General features: G+C 69.9%; 16 protein-coding genes. 7 read left to right on the top strand and 9 right to left on the bottom strand.

Features of this window, described 5'->3' with window-relative positions:
* Positions 1-109: 109 nt before the first annotated feature.
* The 4 genes from FE811_RS01860 (at position 110) to FE811_RS01845 (ending at position 4275) form a co-directional block, all read left to right on the top strand.
* Positions 110-541, top strand: a complete 432-nt coding sequence (locus FE811_RS01860) for a MarR family winged helix-turn-helix transcriptional regulator (RefSeq protein WP_036751520.1) — start codon at positions 110-112, stop codon at positions 539-541.
* Complete coding sequence (locus FE811_RS01855) at positions 538-2211, top strand: MFS transporter (RefSeq protein WP_036751522.1); 1674 nt, start codon at positions 538-540, stop codon at positions 2209-2211. Before FE811_RS01860 ends, FE811_RS01855 begins: the two co-directional genes overlap by 4 nt.
* Entirely contained in the window at positions 2208-3290 is a 1083-nt protein-coding gene (locus tag FE811_RS01850; RefSeq protein ID WP_036751524.1) for an HlyD family secretion protein, read from the top strand. Before FE811_RS01855 ends, FE811_RS01850 begins: the two co-directional genes overlap by 4 nt.
* 106 nt (positions 3291-3396) lie before the next feature.
* Entirely contained in the window at positions 3397-4275 is an 879-nt protein-coding gene (locus tag FE811_RS01845) for an alpha/beta hydrolase (protein WP_116223156.1), read from the top strand.
* Between the two features lie 66 nt (positions 4276-4341).
* Here FE811_RS01845 and FE811_RS01840 read toward each other — a convergent pair whose 3' ends face one another.
* The 3 genes from FE811_RS01840 to FE811_RS01830 all read right to left on the bottom strand — a co-directional run bounded on the left by FE811_RS01840 (position 4342) and on the right by FE811_RS01830 (position 9695).
* Positions 4342-7044 carry a DNA translocase FtsK gene (locus tag FE811_RS01840; RefSeq protein WP_116223157.1) on the bottom strand — a complete coding sequence of 901 codons (2703 nt, stop codon included), beginning with the start codon at positions 7042-7044 and terminating at the stop codon, positions 4342-4344.
* Between the two features lie 3 nt (positions 7045-7047).
* Entirely contained in the window at positions 7048-8241 is a 1194-nt protein-coding gene (locus FE811_RS01835; RefSeq protein ID WP_116223158.1) for an aminotransferase class I/II-fold pyridoxal phosphate-dependent enzyme, read from the bottom strand.
* Between the two features lie 128 nt (positions 8242-8369).
* Positions 8370-9695: an amidase gene (locus FE811_RS01830; protein WP_116223159.1), complete on the bottom strand. Its 1326-nt coding sequence runs from the start codon at positions 9693-9695 to the stop codon at positions 8370-8372.
* A gap of 132 nt (positions 9696-9827) precedes the next feature.
* On the opposite strand from FE811_RS01830, the gene FE811_RS01825 reads away from it, so the two are divergent.
* Both FE811_RS01825 and FE811_RS01820 read left to right on the top strand, forming a co-directional pair.
* Positions 9828-11051, top strand: coding sequence for a UbiH/UbiF/VisC/COQ6 family ubiquinone biosynthesis hydroxylase (locus FE811_RS01825; protein WP_370362657.1), 1224 nt, complete (start codon positions 9828-9830; stop codon positions 11049-11051).
* A gap of 89 nt (positions 11052-11140) precedes the next feature.
* Entirely contained in the window at positions 11141-11737 is a 597-nt protein-coding gene (locus FE811_RS01820; protein WP_036751537.1) for an outer membrane lipoprotein carrier protein LolA, read from the top strand.
* Between the two features lie 14 nt (positions 11738-11751).
* Here the strand turns inward: FE811_RS01820 and FE811_RS01815 are convergent, their stop codons facing one another.
* The 5 genes from FE811_RS01815 to FE811_RS01795 form a co-directional block, all read right to left on the bottom strand.
* Positions 11752-12330 (bottom strand): lytic transglycosylase, encoded by a 579-nt coding sequence (locus FE811_RS01815; RefSeq protein ID WP_116223161.1) that lies wholly within the window; start codon positions 12328-12330, stop codon positions 11752-11754.
* Positions 12331-12404: 74 nt separating this feature from the next.
* A complete protein-coding gene (gene modC, locus FE811_RS01810) occupies positions 12405-13460 on the bottom strand; it encodes a molybdenum ABC transporter ATP-binding protein (protein WP_116223295.1) in 1056 nt (351 codons plus the stop codon).
* A complete protein-coding gene (gene modB / locus FE811_RS01805) occupies positions 13460-14176 on the bottom strand; it encodes a molybdate ABC transporter permease subunit (protein WP_036751541.1) in 717 nt (238 codons plus the stop codon). The genes modC and modB overlap by 1 nt, the downstream gene beginning before the upstream one ends.
* The gene (modA, locus tag FE811_RS01800) at positions 14173-14913 is read right to left on the bottom strand and encodes a molybdate ABC transporter substrate-binding protein (protein ID WP_116223162.1); all 741 of its coding nucleotides are present in this window, start codon (positions 14911-14913) and stop codon (positions 14173-14175) included. Before modA ends, modB begins: the two co-directional genes overlap by 4 nt.
* 66 nt (positions 14914-14979) lie before the next feature.
* A complete protein-coding gene (locus tag FE811_RS01795) occupies positions 14980-15336 on the bottom strand; it encodes a winged helix-turn-helix domain-containing protein (RefSeq protein WP_036751642.1) in 357 nt (118 codons plus the stop codon).
* A 106-nt stretch (positions 15337-15442) separates the two neighbouring features.
* On the opposite strand from FE811_RS01795, the gene FE811_RS01790 reads away from it, so the two are divergent.
* Positions 15443-16624, top strand: coding sequence for an acetyl-CoA C-acyltransferase family protein (locus FE811_RS01790; RefSeq protein WP_116223163.1), 1182 nt, complete (start codon positions 15443-15445; stop codon positions 16622-16624).
* Positions 16625-17025: 401 nt separating this feature from the next.
* Here the strand turns inward: FE811_RS01790 and FE811_RS01785 are convergent, their stop codons facing one another.
* Positions 17026-17640 (bottom strand): queuosine precursor transporter, encoded by a 615-nt coding sequence (locus FE811_RS01785; protein ID WP_036751545.1) that lies wholly within the window; start codon positions 17638-17640, stop codon positions 17026-17028.
* Positions 17641-17732: the final 92 nt, after the last annotated feature.

The following is a 17732-nucleotide window of genomic DNA, read 5'->3' as shown; positions in this document are numbered from 1 at the left end:
CCCCGCCCGCCACCATGGCGGCGCGGGGCGGCGGCGGGGCCGCCCCCTTGCATAACCGCGACGGATTCATTAGCTTGCTAATGAAATTTGCGGAGCAGCGGGAAAACCCATGCCAGACCGTCCCTTCACGCTTGTGGAATCGCTCATCGAACTGACCCGGACCCTGCGCGCCGCCTTTGAGCAGCGCGTCGAGCAATACGGGCTGACCTTTGCCCGCGCCCGGCTGCTGACCACCATCGGCCGCAACGAGGGCGCAAGCCAGGCCCAGCTGGCCGCAATGCTGGGCATCGAGACGCCCACGCTGAAGCGCCTGCTGGACGCGCTGGAGGACCAGGGCCTGGCCGAGCGCCGCCCGATCCCCGAGGACGGCCGCAAATACGCCGTCTACCTGACCGAGGCGGCGCGGATCGAGCCGGTGCTGGGCTTTCGCGCCGAGGTCGATGCCACGCTGGCCCAGGGCATCGCGCCCGAGGATCTGGCGGTGACGCGCCGGACGCTGGCGCAAATGGCGCGGAATGCCGAAAGGCTGCGGCAGGCATGAGCCGATCCCAGGCCGCCCCCGCGGCGCCTGCGCCCGCAGCCCCGGCCGCGGCGGGCGCGCCGCCCCCCTTCGTGCCGATGTCCTGGCCGGCCACGCTGGGCTATATCGGCGCCTCGGTCGTCATCGGCCTGACCCAGGGCCTGGCGCAGGGCTTCGTCAGCACCAACATCCCGCAGATCGCCGGAGACCTGGGCGCGACCACCACCCAGGCGACCTGGCTGATGGCGGCCTTCATGATCCCGCGGGCCTCGATGCCGCTGTTGCTGATCAAGATCCGCACCCAGTTCGGCCTGCGCCGCTTTGCCGAGGTGGCGATCCTGGTCTATCTGGCGGTTTCGCTGGCGGCCCTTGCCATCTCGGACCTGCGCTCGGCGGTGGCGGTGCAATTCGTGGCCGGCATGGCCTCGGCGCCGCTGTCCACCTTGGCCTTCATGTATATGCTGGAGCCGCTGCCGCCCCAGTGGAAGATGCGGCTGGGCCTGCCCATGGTGCTGGCCATGGTCGCGACCGGGCCGATGCTGGCGCGGGTGATCTCGCCCGCGCTGATGGGGGACCACGGCTGGGACGGGCTGCATTACATGGCCCTGGGGCTGGCGGCGGTGTCGCTGGGGCTGGTCTATGCCCTGCCGCTGACCTCGGCGCCGCGGGTCAAGGTGATCGCCGCCATGGACCTGGTCAGCTGGCTGCTGATCGCCACCGGCTTCGGCGGGCTGACGGTCGGCTTCATCATGGGCTCGATCCATTGGTGGACCGACGTGGCCTGGCTGGGCTGGGTGCTGGCGCTGTCCATCGTGGCGCTGACCCTGGCCGTGGTGATCGAGCTGCACCGCAAGGCGCCGCTGCTGGACATCCGCTGGCTGGCCAGCCCCGCCATGCTGCACCTGACGGCGACGCTGCTGATCTTTCGGCTGGTGCTGTCCGAGCAAAGCGCGGGCGCGCCGCGCATGTTCCAGGTGCTGGGCGTGACGCAGGACCAGCTGGTGCCGCTGTTCGCGATGATCTCGGTGGCCTCGGTGCTGGGCGGGCTGGCGCTGATCCCCTTCATGAAGCCCGAGCGTGTGCCGCTGTTCCACATCATCGCGCTGGTGCTGATCGCCGCCGGCGCCTTCATGGACAGCCATGCCACCATGGACACCCGGCCGGCGCAGATGATGCTGAGCCAGGCGATGATCGCCTTTGCCGGCTCGTTCTTCCTGGCGCCGGCGATGATGCGCGGGCTGCTTTCGGCCTTGGCGCGCGGGCCGAACTACATCCTGTCCTTCGTCATCGTCTTTCTGTCCACGCAATCGCTGGGCGGCGCCATGGGCTCGGGCCTGTTCTCGACCCTGATCAACCACCGCCAGGCCCTGCACCTGCAAGTGCTGCGCGAAGAGCTGACCGCCACCGATCCGCAGACCGCGGCCGAGATCGCGCAGCGCAGCATGGCCCTGGCGCCGCAGATCGCCGATGCCGCGCAACGCCAGGCGCAGGCGGTGGCGCAGATCGCGCAGGACGCCAGCGCCCAGGCCTATGTCATGGCCTATAACGACGCCTATTTCCTGACCTTCCTGCTGGCGGCGGCGGCGCTTTGCGCGCTGCTGCTGCACCTGTTCCGCGACTGGCTGGTGGCGCGGGGCAAGCCGCCTGCCGCCGATGCCCAGACCCATCCCGAGCCCGAGCCCGAGACATGACCAGAAACCACCTGATCCCGACCCTGATCGCGCTTGCCGCCGGCCTGGCCGGCCTGCTGATCGTGCTTTACGCCTGGCACCTGCCGCCGTTTCGCCCGGCGCATCCGCAGACCGAGAACGCCTATATCCGCGGCCAGCTGACCACCGTCGCGCCGCAGCTGTCGGGCTATGTCGCGGCGGTCGAGGTGCAGGACTTCCAGCCCGTGGCCCGCGGCCAGGTCATCGCCCGCATCGACGACCGGCAATACCGCCAAAGGCTGGCCCAGGCCCAGGCCATGCTGGAAGGCGCCGAGGCGGCGCTGAAGATCCAGGAACAAAGCGTCCATTCCGCCCAGGCCAGCCTGCAATCGGCCCAGGCGGCGCTTTCCGCGGCGCAGGCGGCGCGGGACACGGCGGCCTCGACCTGGGACCGCGCGCAGGCCTTGCAATCGCGCGGCGTGACGGCACAAAGCTCGGCCGACCAGTCCGAACTGTCGCTGCGCCAGGCCGAGGCGGCCGTCACCCAGGCCGAAAGCGCCATCGCGGTGGCGCGCGAGAACGTCGCCGGCGCCGAGGTCGGGCTGGCCGCCAAGCGCGCCGAGATCGCCTCGGCCCGCGCGGCGGTGGAGCTGGCGCGGATCGACCTGGACAATACGGTGATCCGCGCGCCCTCGGACGGGCGGCTGGGCCAGGTCGGGGTGCGGCTGGGCCAATATGTCACGGCGGGCACGGCGCTGGTCAGCCATGTCGGCCCCGAAGTCTGGGTCATCGCCAATTTCCGCGAGACCGAGCTGCACGGCATCCGCATCGGCGACCGCGCCACGTTCACCGTGGACGCCATGCGCCACCGCGCCTTCACCGGCCGGGTCGAGGCGTTCTCGCCCGCCACCGCCTCCGAGTTCAGCCTGCTGTCCGCCTCGAACGCCACCGGCAACTTCACCAAGGTCGCGCAGCGCCTGCCGGTGCGCATCGCGATCGACCCTGGGCAAGAGATGGCGGAATACCTGGAGCCGGGCCTGTCGGTGGTGGTGACGGTGGACGAAGGCTCGGGCGCCGACCGCGCGGCCCAGGCCCGGCCGATCATGGGGCACGAGGGCTGATCCAGGGCCTGCGCCGCCGGGCTTGCACGTCCGGCCTGCGGCGGCTAGGCCGTGCGGGCAAGGGCAAGCCGCTTCCCGCCAGCCCCCCGACCGACCGGAGGCGACGATGCAGATCCCCCTTTCCCGGCGCAGCATCCTTGCGGCATCGCTGGTCGCAATGGCCGGCAGCATGGCGTGGGCGCAGGAACGCCGGCAGCGCGGCCTGGAACCGGCCGAGAAGATCGCCGATCCGCGCGCCAGCCATTTCGACCTTGGCCCGGCCGAAACGCCCTGGCGCATCTTCCTGGGCCTGCCCTCGGTCGCGGCGCCGCCGGGCGGCTATTCCGCCATCCTGGCGCTGGACGGCAATGCGACCTTCCCGATCCTGTGGCATCTGCGCGAGGAACTGGCGCCCGAGGCGCCGGTGGCGCTGGTCGGCATCGGCTATCCGGTCGAGACCCGCTTCGACCCCACCCGCCGCTGGTTCGACCTGACCTCGCCCGGCAAGCAGGCGGTCCCGGCGAGGCAGGGGCAGCGCGGTCCCGGCGACCGCCCGACCGGCGGGCAGGACGCCCTGCTCGAGATGATCGCGGCGCAGCTTCTGCCCGAACTCGGCCGGCGCCTGCCGCTGGATACGGACAACCTGACGCTGTTCGGCCATTCGCTGGGCGGGCTCTTCGTGCTGAACGCGCTGTTCACCCGGCCGCGCCTGTTCGCCCGCTATGCCGCCGCCGACCCCTCGACCTGGTGGAACGCCGGCGAGCCGCTGCGCGAGGCCCGCGCCTTTCGCGGCGGCATCCTGGCGGCGGGCGGGCGGCTGGACCCGGCAGTGCCGCTGCTGGTCGCCAATTCGGGGGCGGCGGTGCCGCCGATCCTGGCCCCGCTGTCGGGCCTTCCAGGGCTCGACCTGGTCCACCGCCCGCATCCCGATGAAAACCACGGCTCGGTCATCCGCCCCGCCGCACGCGACGCGCTGGCGCTGCACCTGGGCCGGCTGGCGGGCTAGGCCGGCGCATGAAAAAGGCCGGGCGCGACGGCCCGGCCCCGATCCCGATCCCGATGCGCGGCCCGGCTATACCTCGGGCACCAGAACCTCGCGCTTGCCGACATGGTTCGCCGGGGTGACGACGCCCTGTTCCTCCATCTGCTCGACCAGCCGCGCGGCCTTGTTGTAGCCGATGGCCAGCTTGCGCTGGATGTAGGAGGTCGAGCATTTGCGGTCCTTGGCCACGATGGCGACGGCCATGTCGTAAAGCTCGGCATCGCCGCCCTCGCCCGAGGACAGGCCCAGCACCTGGTCGATGCTGTCGGCGCGCTCCTCGTCCGGGCCCTCGACCACGCCGGACATGTAGCTGGGCGGGCCAAAGGATTTCAGGTGGTTCACCACCTCCTCGACCTCCTCGTCGGAAACGAAAGGCCCGTGGACGCGGGTGATGCGCGAGCCGCCGGCCATGTAGAGCATGTCGCCCTGGCCCAGCAATTGCTCGGCGCCCTGCTCGCCCAGGATGGTGCGGCTGTCGATCTTGGACGTGACCTGGAAGCTGATCCGGGTCGGGAAGTTCGCCTTGATCGTGCCGGTGATGACATCGACCGAGGGGCGCTGCGTCGCCATGATCAGGTGGATGCCGGATGCCCGCGCCATCTGCGCCAGGCGCTGGATGCAGGCCTCGATCTCTTTCCCGGCCACCATCATCAGGTCGGCCATCTCGTCGACGATGACGACGATATAGGGGAAGGTCTCGGGCTGGAATTCCTCGGTCTCGAAGACCGGCTCGCCGGTATCCTCGTCGAAGCCGGTCTGGACGGTGCGCTTGAACATCTCGCCCTTGTCCAGCGCCTCGCGGACGCGGCCGTTATAGCCCTCGATGTTGCGCACGCCCATCTTGGACATGCGGCGATAGCGTTCCTCCATCTCGCCCACGACCCATTTCAGCGCCACGACCGCCTTCTTGGGGTCGGTGACGACCGGGGACAGCAGGTGCGGGATGCCGTCATAGACCGACAGTTCCAGCATCTTGGGGTCGATCATGATGAGCCGGCATTCCTCGGGCGTGAGCTTGTAGAGCAGCGACAGGATCATGGTGTTGATCGCCACCGACTTGCCCGAGCCGGTGGTCCCGGCGATCAGCAGGTGTGGCATCTTGGCCAGGTTGGCCACCACCGGCCCGCCGCCGATGTCCTTGCCCAGCGCCAAGGGCAGCGGCTGGGTGCCGTCGCCGTAAGCCTTGGAGGCCAGGATCTCGCGCAGGACCACCTTTTCGCGCCGGGCATTGGGCAGCTCGATGCCGATGACCGAGCGGCCGGGCACGGTCGAGACCCGCGCCGACAGCGCCGACATCGACCGCGCGATGTCGTCGGCCAGCCCGATCACCCGGCTGGCCTTCAGCCCCGGCGCGGGCTCCAGCTCGTAAAGCGTGACCACGGGGCCGGGGCGGACCTCGGTGATCTGGCCCTTGACGCCGTAATCGTCCAGCACCGCCTCCAGCATGCGGGCGTTCTCCATCAGCGCCTCTTGCGACAGCTGGTGGCGCTCGACTGTGGTCGGCGCGGTCAGAAGCGACAGCGGCGGATGCTCGTAATGGCTGGCGGCATCGTCGAAGCGCAGCGCCGGCTGCGCCTCGGATTGCGCCTGGCGCGAGGGGGCGGGCTTCTTGGGCGGCACCACCACGCGGGGCGTCTCGGCGCCGAAGGGCGCGGCGGTGACGGGTTCGGCGAAATCCTCGTCGTCCTCGTCCTCGCCGGCGCGCAGCGGCAGCTCGTGCCGGGCGGGCGCGGCGCGGGCGCCGGTCAGCCGCGCCGTCACCGCCGACAGCAGCCCCTTGCCTTCCGAACGGGCGCCTTCCGAACGGGCGCCTTCGGAACGGCTGCGGATCGCATCGGTGATGCGGGCGCTGACCGCGGCGTTCGAGGGCGGCTCGTCATCCTCGGCATAATGCGTCTCGGGGTCGATCAGCTCGGGCTCGGGCGCGAAGTCGCGATCATCGGCCAGGGGGGCCGGCGCGGGACGCAGGCCCGGCAGGCCGCCGCGGGGCGCTTGCGGCAGGGCGGCGGAACCGGCGTGGCCCGCGCGCTCGCGCCGGGCATCGGCGCGGGTCTTGAGCCCGCGCGCCGCGCCCGAGGACAGACGCGCCCCGCGATCCATCGCCTGCAGCGCCAGGACGCGGGCGGTGGCCAGCCCCTCGCGCAGGAAGGTGCCGATGGTCGTCAACTCCTTGCGGTCGAAGCCCAGCACGAAGGCCAGGAAGGCGACGGTGCCGACGGCGGTCAGCAGCGCCAGCAGCTTGATCGCGACCGAAGCCTTCATCGGCATGGCCGACAGCATGCCGCCCATCAGCATGTCGCCCAGATGCCCGCCCAGGCCGAAGCTTTGCGTCCAGTCCGGCGGCGGCGCCATCGAGGTGGCATAGATCGAGACCAGCACCATGGCGATGGGCAGGAAGATGCCGCGCATCAGCCGTTCCTCGCCCCGGTGCAGCATCAGCCGCAGGCCCCAGACCACGGCGCCGACCACCAGGATCCAGGTGCCGTAGCCGGTGATCATGAACAGCGCCGAGGCGACATAGGCGCCGAAGCGGCCCAGGTAGTTCTGCGCCGGCTGGTCGGTCGCCGACATGAAGCTGGGATCGTCGGGGGAATAGCTGACCAGCATCATCGCGATCAGCACGCCCAGGATGACCAGCCCCGCGCCCAGCAGTTCCTTGCCGCGCCGCTCCAGCGCCGCCTGCGTGCTTTGGTCAAACAGCGGATCGCGGTGTTTCGCCTGCCAGCTCGCCATGCGTCAACCCCCTTGATACAAACAATTCTTCAGGCGGTTCAGCGCCGCCTCGGTCTGCTCCGCCGGCGCGACCAGCGCTACGCGGATGAAATTCCGGCCCGGATTGCCGGCCTCGGTGTCGCGGGCCAGATAGGCGCCGGGCAGCACCTGGATGCCCGCCTCGGCCCACAGCTTTTTCGCCGCATCCTCGCCGTCGCCGACGCTTTCGGGCACCGGCAGCCACAGGAAAAAGCCGCCCTGCACCGGCTGGTAGCCCGGCACATTGCCCAGCACCCGGTCGGCGATGCGGTATTTCTGCTGGTAAAGCGCGCGGCTGGCCTCGACATGGTCCTCCTCGCCCCAGGCCATGGCGCTGACGCGCTGCACCGGCAGGGGCAGCGGCGCGCCGGCATAGCTGCGCAGCCGCCGCATCTGCGCGATCTGCTGGGGTCCGCCGGCGGCAAAGCCCGAGCGCAGCCCCGGCAGGTTCGAGCGTTTCGACAGCGAGTTGAACATCACCACCCGGTCGGCCAGCCCCATGCGCGTGGCCACCGCCAGCGCGCCGGGCGGCGGCGCGTCGCGCCAGATCTCGGAATAGCACTCGTCGGCAAAAACCAGGAAATCGTGCCGGTCGGCCAGCGCGATCAGTTCCTCGAGATAATCCTCGGACGCAATGCTGCCCTGCGGATTGGCGGGCGAACACAGATATGCCACGGTGGCGCGGTCCAGCACCGCGGCCGGCAGGCCGGCAAAGCGCGGCAGGTGGCCGGTTTCTGCCGTGGCGGGGACGAAGACCGGCTCGGCGCCCACGGCGGCGGCGGCCACGGCATAGACCTGGTAGAACGGGTTCGGCACCAGGATCGCCGGCCGCTGGCCGTTCTTGCGTTCCGGCGCCAGCGCCAGGGCGGCATTGAACAGCCCCTCGCGCGTGCCGTTCAGCGCCATGATCCGCTCGGGCGCGACATCCAGCCCGTGCCGGCGGGCAAGCCAGCCCGAGATCGCGGCCAGCAGCTCGGCCGTGCCCTCGTTCGAGGGGTATTTGCCGAAATCGGCGATGCTTTCGGCCATGACCGGGCCGACGAAATCCGGCAGCGCATGGCGCGGCTCGCCAATGGTCAGGATCAGGGGATCGCCGCCGGGGTCGATGCCCGCAAGCAGCGTCCGCAGGCGCGGAAACGCGTAATCCGGCAGGTTCGAGAACCGCTCGGGAATTGCCATGACTGCCTCTCAGTCGGGGTCGTTGCGCCCCGTTTTGCCGCAAGACTACCGGCAATCCCCCCATGCGTCCAGAGTTTCACCGCCAGATTGCGCCCGTCCGTGCCGGATTTTCCCGGAAAATCCACGCCTCAGCGCAGCGCCGCCTCGGCCGCGGCGGCCGCCACCAGCAGCGCGCGGTCCTGGCCGGCGCGGCCCATCAGCGTGATGCCGCAGGCCGGATGGCCGGTCGGCAGGCTGACCGCCGGCAGGTCCAGCAGGTTGGCGATGCGGGTATTGCGCAGCGTCAGCAGGTTTTCGCGGGCAAAGAACTCTTCCTCGGCCAGCAGCCGGTCCACCGGCGGCGGCAGGATCGGCGCCGTGGGCAGGATCACCGCGTCGAAACCGGCGACCAGCCGCGCCCAATCGGCGCGCAGCCGGCCCAACTCCTCCCAGGCGGCGACGTAATCGGCCGCCAGCACGAACTGGCCGCCGCGAAAGCGCTCCAGGATCGGCGGGTGCATCAGCTCGGGCGCGGCCTCGATCTGCTCGCGCCAGATGCCATAGGCCTCGGGCGCGAACAGCAGCGGCGCCAGCACCATCGCCTCGGCCACGCAGGGCGGCGCGGCATGGGTAATGCGGGCGCCGGCGCGGGCCAGGCGGTTCACCGCATCCTCGAAGCCGGCGACCGGCTCATGCCGCGCCTCGTCGAAGGGCACGCCGTCCAGCACCATCAGCCGCAGCCCGCGCGGGCTGGCATCGGCCAGGTCGGGGGCGGGCTCGCCACGCAGCACGGCGAAAAGCTCGGCGCAATCCTCGACCGTGCGGGCGATGGGGCCGGCCACGTCGAAGCGGCGGCACAGCGGCACGATGCCGGCGCCGCTGACTGCGCCCGTGGTCGGCTTGAAGCCCACCAGCCCGTTCCAGGCCGCCGGCACCCGGATCGAGCCGCCGGTGTCCGACCCCACCGCAGCCGCCGCCAGCCCCAGCGCCACCGAAACCGCCGCGCCCGAGCTGGAGCCGCCCGGCGCCAGTTCCTGGTCGATGCTGTTGGGCGGCGTCGCCGTGCGCGGGTTCACGCCCAGGCCGGAAAAGGCCAGCTCGGTCATATGCGTCTTGCCCAGGCAGACCAGCCCGTCCAGCGTCGCCCCGGCCAGGATCGCGGCATCCTGCCGGGGCACGCGGCCCTCCAGCAGGCGCGAGCCGGCCTCGGTCGCGATGCCGGCGCTGTCGATATTGTCCTTCCAGCTGATCGCCACCCCGTCCAGCAAGCCGCGGCGCAGCCCGGCGCGGGCGCGGTCATGGGCGGCAATGGCCTCGGCCCGCGCGCGCTCGGGGGTCGGCCGGGCATAGATGCGGTCGCCATAGGGATGGCGGGCCGCGGCGTCCAGATAGGCCTCGGCCTGCTCGACCGGGCTGATGAGCCCGGCCAGGATCGCCCTTCCCTGTTCCGCCGCAGATGCCCTGAGCCAATCCATGCCCTTCCCCCGACCGATCAAATCCAGATACCAAATAATGCACAGGCTATCCCGGCGCGGGCTGGCCCGCAATGCGCTTGGCGGCCGCCATGACGCATGGACATTGCCCGGCCGACGGTCATATTGCGTCCCATGAGGACCGATTTCGACATCCTGATCGCGGGCGGCGGGCTGAACGGCCCGGCCCTTGCCCTGGCCCTGGCCGATGCCGGCCTGTCGGTGGCGGTGGCCGACGCCCGCCCCGCCGATGCCCGCGCCGGCGCCGCCTTCGACGGCCGCGCCTATGCGCTGGCGCTGGCCTCGCAGCGGCTGCTGGCCGCGCTGGGGCTGTGGCCCGAGCTGGCGCCGAACGCGCAGGAAATCCGCAAGGTCGAGGCGACACAGGGCGCGCCGGGCGAAGGCGCTGGCCCCTTCGGCCTGCATTTCGACGGCGCCGAGCTCGAGGAAGGCCGGCTGGGCTACATGCTCGAGGACCGCTTCCTTTACCGCGCGCTTCTGGCCGCGATGCAGGGGCGGGTCACGCATCTGCCCGGCCTGTCCGTCACCGGGCAAGAGGCCGAGGGCGCGGCGATCCGCGCCACCCTGTCGGACGGCCGCAGCATCAGCGCCCGGCTGCTGGTCGGCGCCGACGGGCGGCAATCGGGCGTGGCGGCGCGGGCCGGCATCCGGCGCATCGGCCATGACTATGGCCAGATCGCACTGGTCGCGGCGGTCGATCACGAACTGCCGCACGAAGGCACCGCGCACCAGTATTTCATGCCCACCGGGCCGCTGGCGATCCTGCCGCTGCCGGGCAATCGCAGCTCGATCGTCTGGTCCGAGGCCGAGGCCAGTGCCCGCGCGATCATGGAACTGCCGGATGACGAATTCCTGGCGGTGCTGCGCCCGCGCTTCGGCGATTTCCTGGGCGAGATCCGGCTGGCCGGGCCGCGCTTTTCCTATCCGCTGAACCTGACCCTGGCCGAGCGCTACATCGCCCCGCGGGGGGCGCTGGTCGGCGATGCGGCGCATGGCGTGCATCCCATCGCCGGGCAGGGGCTGAACCTGGGCCTGCGCGACGTGGCGGTGCTGGCCGAAGTGCTGGTCGCCGCCCGCCGCCGCGGCGAGGACATCGGCGCCGATCTGGTGCTGGCGCGCTATCAGGACTGGCGCCGGCCCGATGCGACGGCGCTGGCGCTTGGCATGGACGGGGTGAACGCGCTGTTTTCCAATGCCAATCCGCTGCTGCGCACCGCACGCGAGATCGGCATGGGCCTGGTCGATGCCATCCCGCCCCTGCGGCGCGGCTTCATGCGCCAGGCGGCGGGGCTGAGCCTCGAGCCGATGCCGCGCCTGCTGACCGGGCGGCGGCTTTAGGGAACGCTCACGCCTTCGTCAGCGTTGAGGCGCCGCGCATCCAGCGAACGTGATGTGCAAGTCATTGGAGAATCGGTATCATTCCGCTCATGAAACTGAAGTCGCTCGCCCTTGCGCCCGTCCTGTGCCTGGCCCTGGCCTTTCCCGCCCTGGCCGAGAAGATCCCGCTGAACGAGATCTCGCGCTATCTCAACAGCCTCAAGACCGCCAAGGCGGATTTCACCCAGGTGAATGCCGACGGCTCGATCTCGACCGGGGTGGTCTATATCCAGCGCCCGCAGCGGGTGCGCTTCGAATACAAGGGCGACCGCACGCTGGTCATGGCCTCGGCCGGCAACGTCGCCGTGTTCGACGGCAAGACGCGCGGTGCGCCGCAGCAATACCCGCTGTCCAAGACGCCGCTGTCGCTGATCCTGGCGCCCAACATCGACCTGAGCCGGGCGCGCATGGTCACCGGCTATGCCGAGAAGAAGAACACCACCGTCGTCACCGCGCAGGATCCGCAGCATCCCGAATACGGCAATATCCAGATGGTCTTTACCGCCAATCCGACCCAGCTGCGGCAATGGGTGGTGACCGACGACACCGGCAAGCGGACCACGGTGATCCTGGGCGACATGCAGACCGGGATGAGCTTTCCCGCCTCGACCTTCGCCATCCAGAACGAGATCGCCCGCCGCCAATAGGCGGGCGAACCGGGTCAGCGGCAGGAGGCAAGCTGGCTGCGATAGGCCTCGGACCGGGCCTGGACCTTGCCGGCGACGCCCATCAGCCAGGGCTTCGAGTGGTGCGAGCCCCTGGCAAAGCCCGAGCGGCCCTCGTGATAGGCCAGGTATTGCGAGGCGGCGTCCCATTTGGAAATGCCCAGCACCCGCGCCGAATCGTTCATGTACCAGCCCATGAAATCGGTGGCGTCGCGGATATTGTCGCGCCGGGCGCGGCGGTTGCCGGTCTGCTTGCGGTAATCGTCCCAGGTGCTGTCCAGCGCCTGGCTGTAGCCATAGGCCGAGCTTTGCCGGCCGATCGGAATGATGCCCAGCGCATATTGATGCGGCGTGCGGGCATTGCCGATGAATTTCGATTCCTGGTGGATCGTCGCCATCTGCACATGCACCGGCACCCCCCAGCGCCGCTCGGTCGCCTTCATCGCACGCATGTAGGCGGGCCGTTCGGCCGCGATGGCGCAGGCGCTTTCCAGATTGCGCGGCGCCTTGTAGTTCCCGCCCCCTCCGCAAGAGGCCACCAGCCCGACGATGGCGAGCTTGAGAAACCTGTTCATACTGCCCTCATGTTTTTTGCGGGCAGGATAAGCGCAATCCGGGGCGAGGCGCAAATGACAAAGGCTCGACCGTCCTAGCTGGGCAGGACCGAAACCGATTTCACGATGGCGTGGCAGGCGGTTCCCGGCTGCAATTCCAGCGCCTTGACCGAGCGCGGCGTGACCTGCGCAAGCATCCGCTCATGCTGCGCGCCCTGCCCCAGCGCCAGTTGCACCAGCCCGCCCTCGACGCAGGTCACAGTGACCGGCAGCAGATTGAGCGCCGACAGGCCCCGCGGCGCCTCGCGCGCCAGGATCACCTCATGCGCCAGGATGCGCAGCCGCAGCGCCTGCCCCGGCGCCAGGTCCAGTCCGGGCAGCAGCATCGGCCCGCCGGCGGTGGCGACCCGGACCATGCCGTCGGGTTCGCGCGCCTCGACCGTGGCGCGGATCAGCGCCCCCGCCTCGCGCGCGCCCAGCTGCGGGGCCAGTTCGGGATCGGCCAGGATCGCGGCCAGCGGGCCGGAATGGACCACCCGCCCCTGCCGCATCAGCACCACCGTCGTCGCCAATCGCAGCACCTCGGGCACCGAATGGCTGACATAGAGGATCGGCAGCCGGATCTCGTCGCGCAGGCGTTCCAGCCAGGGCATGATCTCGGCCTTGCGCGCCTCGTCCAGCGCCGCCAGCGGCTCGTCCATGACCAGCAGCGCCGGGTCCGACAACAGCGCGCGGCCGATGGCCACGCGCTGGCGCTCGCCGCCCGACAGCGTGCCGGGGCGGCGATGCAGCAGGGGCTCCAGCGCCAGCATCCCGGTGATGCGGTCGAAGTCCCGCGCCGCCCCGCGCCGCCAGCGCGAGGGGTAGCGCAGGTTCGCCGCCACCGTCATATGCGGGAACAGCCGCGCGTCCTGGAACACGCAGCCGATGCGCCGGGCCTGCGGCGAAAGGTTGGTCTTGCCGTCGAACAGCACCCGCCCGTCCAGTGCGATGCGGCCCTGATCGGGGCGCAACAGTCCCGCGATGGCGTTGATCGCCGTGCTCTTGCCGCAGCCCGAGGGGCCGAACAGCGCCGTCACCCCGCCCGGTGCCTGGAAGGCGACATCAAGCGCAAGCCCAGGAAAATCGTGGCGAAAGGCGACCTCCAGCATCAGGCCCGCCCCTCGGCGCGCCCATTCATGCGCGCGGTCATGCGCCAGGCCAGCCATTCCGACACCAGCACCGCCCCCATGGCGATCACCACCGAGACCAGCACCAGCCGCAGCGCCGCTGCATCGCCCGAGGGCACCTGCAACAGCGCATAGATGGCCGAGGGCAGCGTCTGCGTCTGGCCGGGAATGTTCGAGACGAAGGTGATGGTGGCGCCGAACTCGCCCATCGCCTTGGCAAAGCCCAGCGTGGCGCCGGCCAGGATCGCGGGCAGGATCAGCGGCAGCGTCACGGTCACGAAGATCCAGGCCCGCGGCGCGCCCAGCGTGGCGGCCGCCTGTTCAAGCTTGGGGTCCACCGCCTCGAATCCCAGGCGAATGGCGCGCACCATCAGCGGAAAGCTCATGATGCCGCAGGCCAGCGCCGCGCCGGTCCAGCGAAAGGCAAAGACGATGCCCAGCGGTTTCAGCAGGCTGCCCACCGGCCCCTGCGTGCCGAACGTGACCAGCAGCAGGTAGCCGGTGACGACCGGCGGCAGGATCAGCGGCAGGTGGACGATGCCGCTCAGCAGCCCATGCCCCGGAAAGCGCCGCCGGGCCAGTAGCCAGGCGACGGCGACGGCCGGCGGCAGGCCGGCCAGCGTGGCGACGGCGGCGACCCGCAGGGACAGCCGCACGGCCTGCCACTCCTGGGGGCCAAGCCAATCGGTCGGGATCATTGCGTGACGGTAAAGCCTTGCGATTCAAAGACCGACCTTGCCGGTTCCTGCGACAGGCTGTCAAGAAAGGCCGCCGCCTGCGGCGTATCGGCCCCCGTCGTCACCGCGGCGGGATAGGTGATCTTTTCATGGCTGTCGACCGGGAAGGTCGCGACCACGCCCACGCCCGGCTCGGCCACGGCATCGCTGCCATAGACGATGCCCAGCGGCGCCTCGCCGGTGGCGACCAGCTTCAGCGCGGCGCGGACATTGTCGGCTTGGGCCACCTGGCCCTCGACCTGATCCCACAGGCCCAGCGAGGTCAGCGCCTCCTTGCCATATTGCCCGGCGGGGACGGAATCGACCATCGCCATGGCCAGCTTGCCGTCGCCCAGCAGGCTGGGCAGTTCGGTCACGGGCGCCTCGGCCGGCTTGCCGGTGCCGACCAGCACCAGCGTATTGCCCAGCAGGTCGCGGCGCGTCGCCGGGTCGATGTCGCCCGACTCCTGCACCGCATCCATCCACGAACTCGAGGCCGAGATGAACAGGTCCGCCGGCGCGCCCTCCTGGATCTGCTTGGCAAGCTGCGAGCTGCCGGCATAGGAGATCACCACCGTATCGCCATGGCTTTCCTGCCAGGTGGCGGCGATCTCGTCCAGCGCGTCCTTGAGGCTGGCGGCAGCGAAGATGGTGATCTCGTCGGCCTGGGCGGCAGGCGCAAGCGCGATCAGGGCGGCGGCAAGGAAAGACAGGCGCATCGGGCGGGTCCATTCGTTGTGTCTGGATGGACATAACCAGCCATTGCCCGTGCTGGCAACCGTTATTTACGCCGAAGCAGATCGCTGCCCCGCACGCAGCCGCCCCAGTTCTGCGGCGCCCTGGTCACGCAGCAGCACCTCCAGCGCGCGGTAGTCGGCCAGCACCTGCCGGCCGCGCTCGGTCAGCTGGGCGCCGCCGCCATGGGCGCCGCCCCGGCTGCTGTCCACCAGGGGTGCGGCAAAATGCGCATTCATCTCTTCGACCAGCGACCAGGCGCGGCGATAGCTCATCCCCATGCGCCGCCCGGCGGCCGAGATCGAGCCCTCGTCGTCGATGGCCTGCAGCAGGTCGGCCTTGCCGCGGCCAAAGGTCAGGCCGGATTCGAAATGCAGGCGCAGGCTGATGCGGGGATCCTGGGTCATGGCCATATTCTGCCGTCTTTCCGCAAGGTCGCAAGGGGGCGGGTCTTTTCGATGTGCTATCGCGGCTCTAGCAGTAACATCATGCCAACGGCAATCGGGGGGAATCATGTCCGACAATGAAATCGTCATCCTGTCCGGGGCGCGCACCGCCATCGGCACCTTCGGCGGCAGCCTGGCCGGCGTGCCGCCGATCCAGCTGGCCGCGACCGCGACCCGCGCCGCGATCGAGCGCGCCGGCATCGGCCCCGAGCGCATCGGCACCGTGGTCTTCGGCCATGTGCTGAACACCGAGCCGCGCGACATGTACCTGTCGCGCGTGGCGATGCTGGAGGCCGGGGTGCCCGACAGCACGCCGGCGATGAACGTGAACCGGCTCTGCGGCTCGGGGGCGCAGGCCATCGTCTCGGCCACGCAGGCGCTGATGCTGGGCGACGCCGATTTCGCCGTGGCGGGCGGCGCGGAATCGATGAGCCGCGCGCCCTATGCCGTGCCCGCCGCGCGCTTCGGCGCCAAGATGGGCGACGTGCAGATGCTGGACATGATGGTCGGCGCGCTGACCTGCCCGATGGGCACCGGCCATATGGGGGTGACGGCGGAAAACGTCGCGCGCGAACATGACATCTCGCGCCAGGCGCAGGACGAATTCGCGCTGGAAAGCCAGAAACGCGCCGCCGCCGCCATCGCCGAGGGCCGCTTCAGGGAGCAGATCGTCCCCATCGAGATCAAGACCCGCAAGGGCGTGGTCGCCTTCGACACCGACGAGCATCCGAAGGCGACCGACCTGGAGAAACTGGCCGGGCTGAAGGCGGTGTTCCAGAAGGACGGCACGGTAACGGCCGGCAATGCCTCGGGCATCAACGACGGCGCGGGGGCGCTGGTGCTGGCGCGGGCCGAAGCGGCGCAAGCGGTGGGCGCCAAGCCGCTGTTCCGCATCCTCGGCCATGCCGTGGCCGGCGTGCGCCCCGAGGTCATGGGCATCGGCCCGGTCCCGGCCGTCGAGGCGCTGCTGAAGCGCACCGGCCTGAAGGCCGGCGATTTCGACGTGATCGAATCGAACGAGGCCTTTGCCGCCCAGGCGCTGGCGGTGAACAAGGGCCTCGGCCTCGACCCCGCCAGGGTGAACCCGAACGGCGGCGCCATCGCCCTGGGCCACCCGGTCGGCGCGACCGGCGCCATCATCACCGTGAAGGCGATGTATGAACTGATGCGCACCGGCGGCAGCAAGGGGCTGATCACCATGTGCATCGGCGGCGGCCAGGGCATCGCGCTGGCCATCGAACGTCTCTGAGCCTGCGTTGACGACCCGGCCCTCAGCTGGGCCGGGTCTTCGGCTGCACTGTCGCATGAGTATTTGGGGAACGAAGAAGCGCAGGCCCGGCTTCTTCGTTCCATAAATACCCGAACTGCCTTTCACGCTTCGCCAAGCATGCCCTGCATGCGCGAATGCCGAAGCAGCGGAAAATGGAACGGGCCGCCCCCCTGGAGAACGGCCCGCGAGATCCACGGAGATGGTCCGGTTAGGGTTGGTGCCCACCGTCCCAGCCAGGGTTTACGACCCTTGGGGCTGCCCTCAGGCCACGGCCCCCCTGACTGTCCCGACACCTCTCTCCAATATCACTCTCGACACTGGACCACCTCCTTTCAATAAGTTGCCTTATGGGGTCCAGCCTGCCACAGAACCTTTAACAGTCAATGAATTTGCGCGCGGCGCTGGATCAAATTTCCGACGACGATGCGGAAGGGCACGAGCGCCAGGACTGCCTGCGCAAGCTTCACCCCGCAATCGGCCACTGCCAGCGAAACCCACAGCGGCTGGACGGGCCCCTGGCCCAGCAGCGGAACCAGTTCATTTGCCCAGGAAACATCGTCCGCCGGGAAGATCGGCGTCAGCTGCGAGGCAAAGGCGATGCTGAAGAAAACGGCAGTGTCGAGGATCGAACCGGCGACGCTGGCCGCCAGGGGTGGTAGCCACCAGTTGTATTTTCGCAACTGGTTGAAGACCGAGATGTCCATCAGCTGCGCCGAAAGGAAGGCCGCGCCCGAGGCTATGGCGATGCGCAGCGTGGTCTTGTCCAGCCCCGCGGCCACGACCGAGCACAGCACGCCGGTCACGAAGCCGGCATAGACCACCTTGCGCGCGGCGGCCGGGCCATAGACCCGGTTCATGATGTCGGTCACGAGGAAGGCGACCGGATAGGTCAACGCCCCCCAGGTCAGCCAGGAGCCCAGCAGATGCTGGACCAGGATGTTCGAGGCCACCACGACGGCGGCCATGGCGATGACGCCGGGAAGGATACGGGACATGTCTGGTTTTCCGTTTTGGCAAGGTCGCGGAGACTCGGCCCCGTCGGGGCAAGGCCGCATAAGCCCGCCGGGCCCTTCTGTCAACGGGCTTG

The organism is Paracoccus sp. FO-3, assembly GCF_006386455.1.
In the GTDB taxonomy this organism is placed as follows: domain Bacteria; phylum Pseudomonadota; class Alphaproteobacteria; order Rhodobacterales; family Rhodobacteraceae; genus Paracoccus; species Paracoccus versutus.
Note: the sequence above shows the minus strand (reverse complement) of the source record. Positions and strands in the feature narration are given on the sequence as shown.

Bases quoted from the DNA above. Each gene is read 5' to 3' on its own strand.
- FE811_RS01860 (WP_036751520.1), top strand. From the start codon at position 110: ATGCCAGACCGTCCCTTCACGCTTGTGGAATCGCTCATCGAACTGACC.
- FE811_RS01855 (WP_036751522.1), top strand. From the start codon at position 538: ATGAGCCGATCCCAGGCCGCCCCCGCGGCGCCTGCGCCCGCAGCCCCG.
- FE811_RS01850 (WP_036751524.1), top strand. From the start codon at position 2,208: ATGACCAGAAACCACCTGATCCCGACCCTGATCGCGCTTGCCGCCGGC.
- FE811_RS01845 (WP_116223156.1), top strand. From the start codon at position 3,397: ATGCAGATCCCCCTTTCCCGGCGCAGCATCCTTGCGGCATCGCTGGTC.
- FE811_RS01840 (WP_116223157.1), bottom strand. From the start codon at position 7,044: ATGGCGAGCTGGCAGGCGAAACACCGCGATCCGCTGTTTGACCAAAGC.
- FE811_RS01835 (WP_116223158.1), bottom strand. From the start codon at position 8,241: ATGGCAATTCCCGAGCGGTTCTCGAACCTGCCGGATTACGCGTTTCCG.
- FE811_RS01830 (WP_116223159.1), bottom strand. From the start codon at position 9,695: ATGGATTGGCTCAGGGCATCTGCGGCGGAACAGGGAAGGGCGATCCTG.
- FE811_RS01825 (WP_370362657.1), top strand. From the start codon at position 9,828: ATGAGGACCGATTTCGACATCCTGATCGCGGGCGGCGGGCTGAACGGC.
- FE811_RS01820 (WP_036751537.1), top strand. From the start codon at position 11,141: ATGAAACTGAAGTCGCTCGCCCTTGCGCCCGTCCTGTGCCTGGCCCTG.
- FE811_RS01815 (WP_116223161.1), bottom strand. From the start codon at position 12,330: ATGAACAGGTTTCTCAAGCTCGCCATCGTCGGGCTGGTGGCCTCTTGC.
- modC (WP_116223295.1), bottom strand. From the start codon at position 13,460: ATGCTGGAGGTCGCCTTTCGCCACGATTTTCCTGGGCTTGCGCTTGAT.
- modB (WP_036751541.1), bottom strand. From the start codon at position 14,176: ATGATCCCGACCGATTGGCTTGGCCCCCAGGAGTGGCAGGCCGTGCGG.
- modA (WP_116223162.1), bottom strand. From the start codon at position 14,913: ATGCGCCTGTCTTTCCTTGCCGCCGCCCTGATCGCGCTTGCGCCTGCC.
- FE811_RS01795 (WP_036751642.1), bottom strand. From the start codon at position 15,336: ATGACCCAGGATCCCCGCATCAGCCTGCGCCTGCATTTCGAATCCGGC.
- FE811_RS01790 (WP_116223163.1), top strand. From the start codon at position 15,443: ATGTCCGACAATGAAATCGTCATCCTGTCCGGGGCGCGCACCGCCATC.
- FE811_RS01785 (WP_036751545.1), bottom strand. From the start codon at position 17,640: ATGTCCCGTATCCTTCCCGGCGTCATCGCCATGGCCGCCGTCGTGGTG.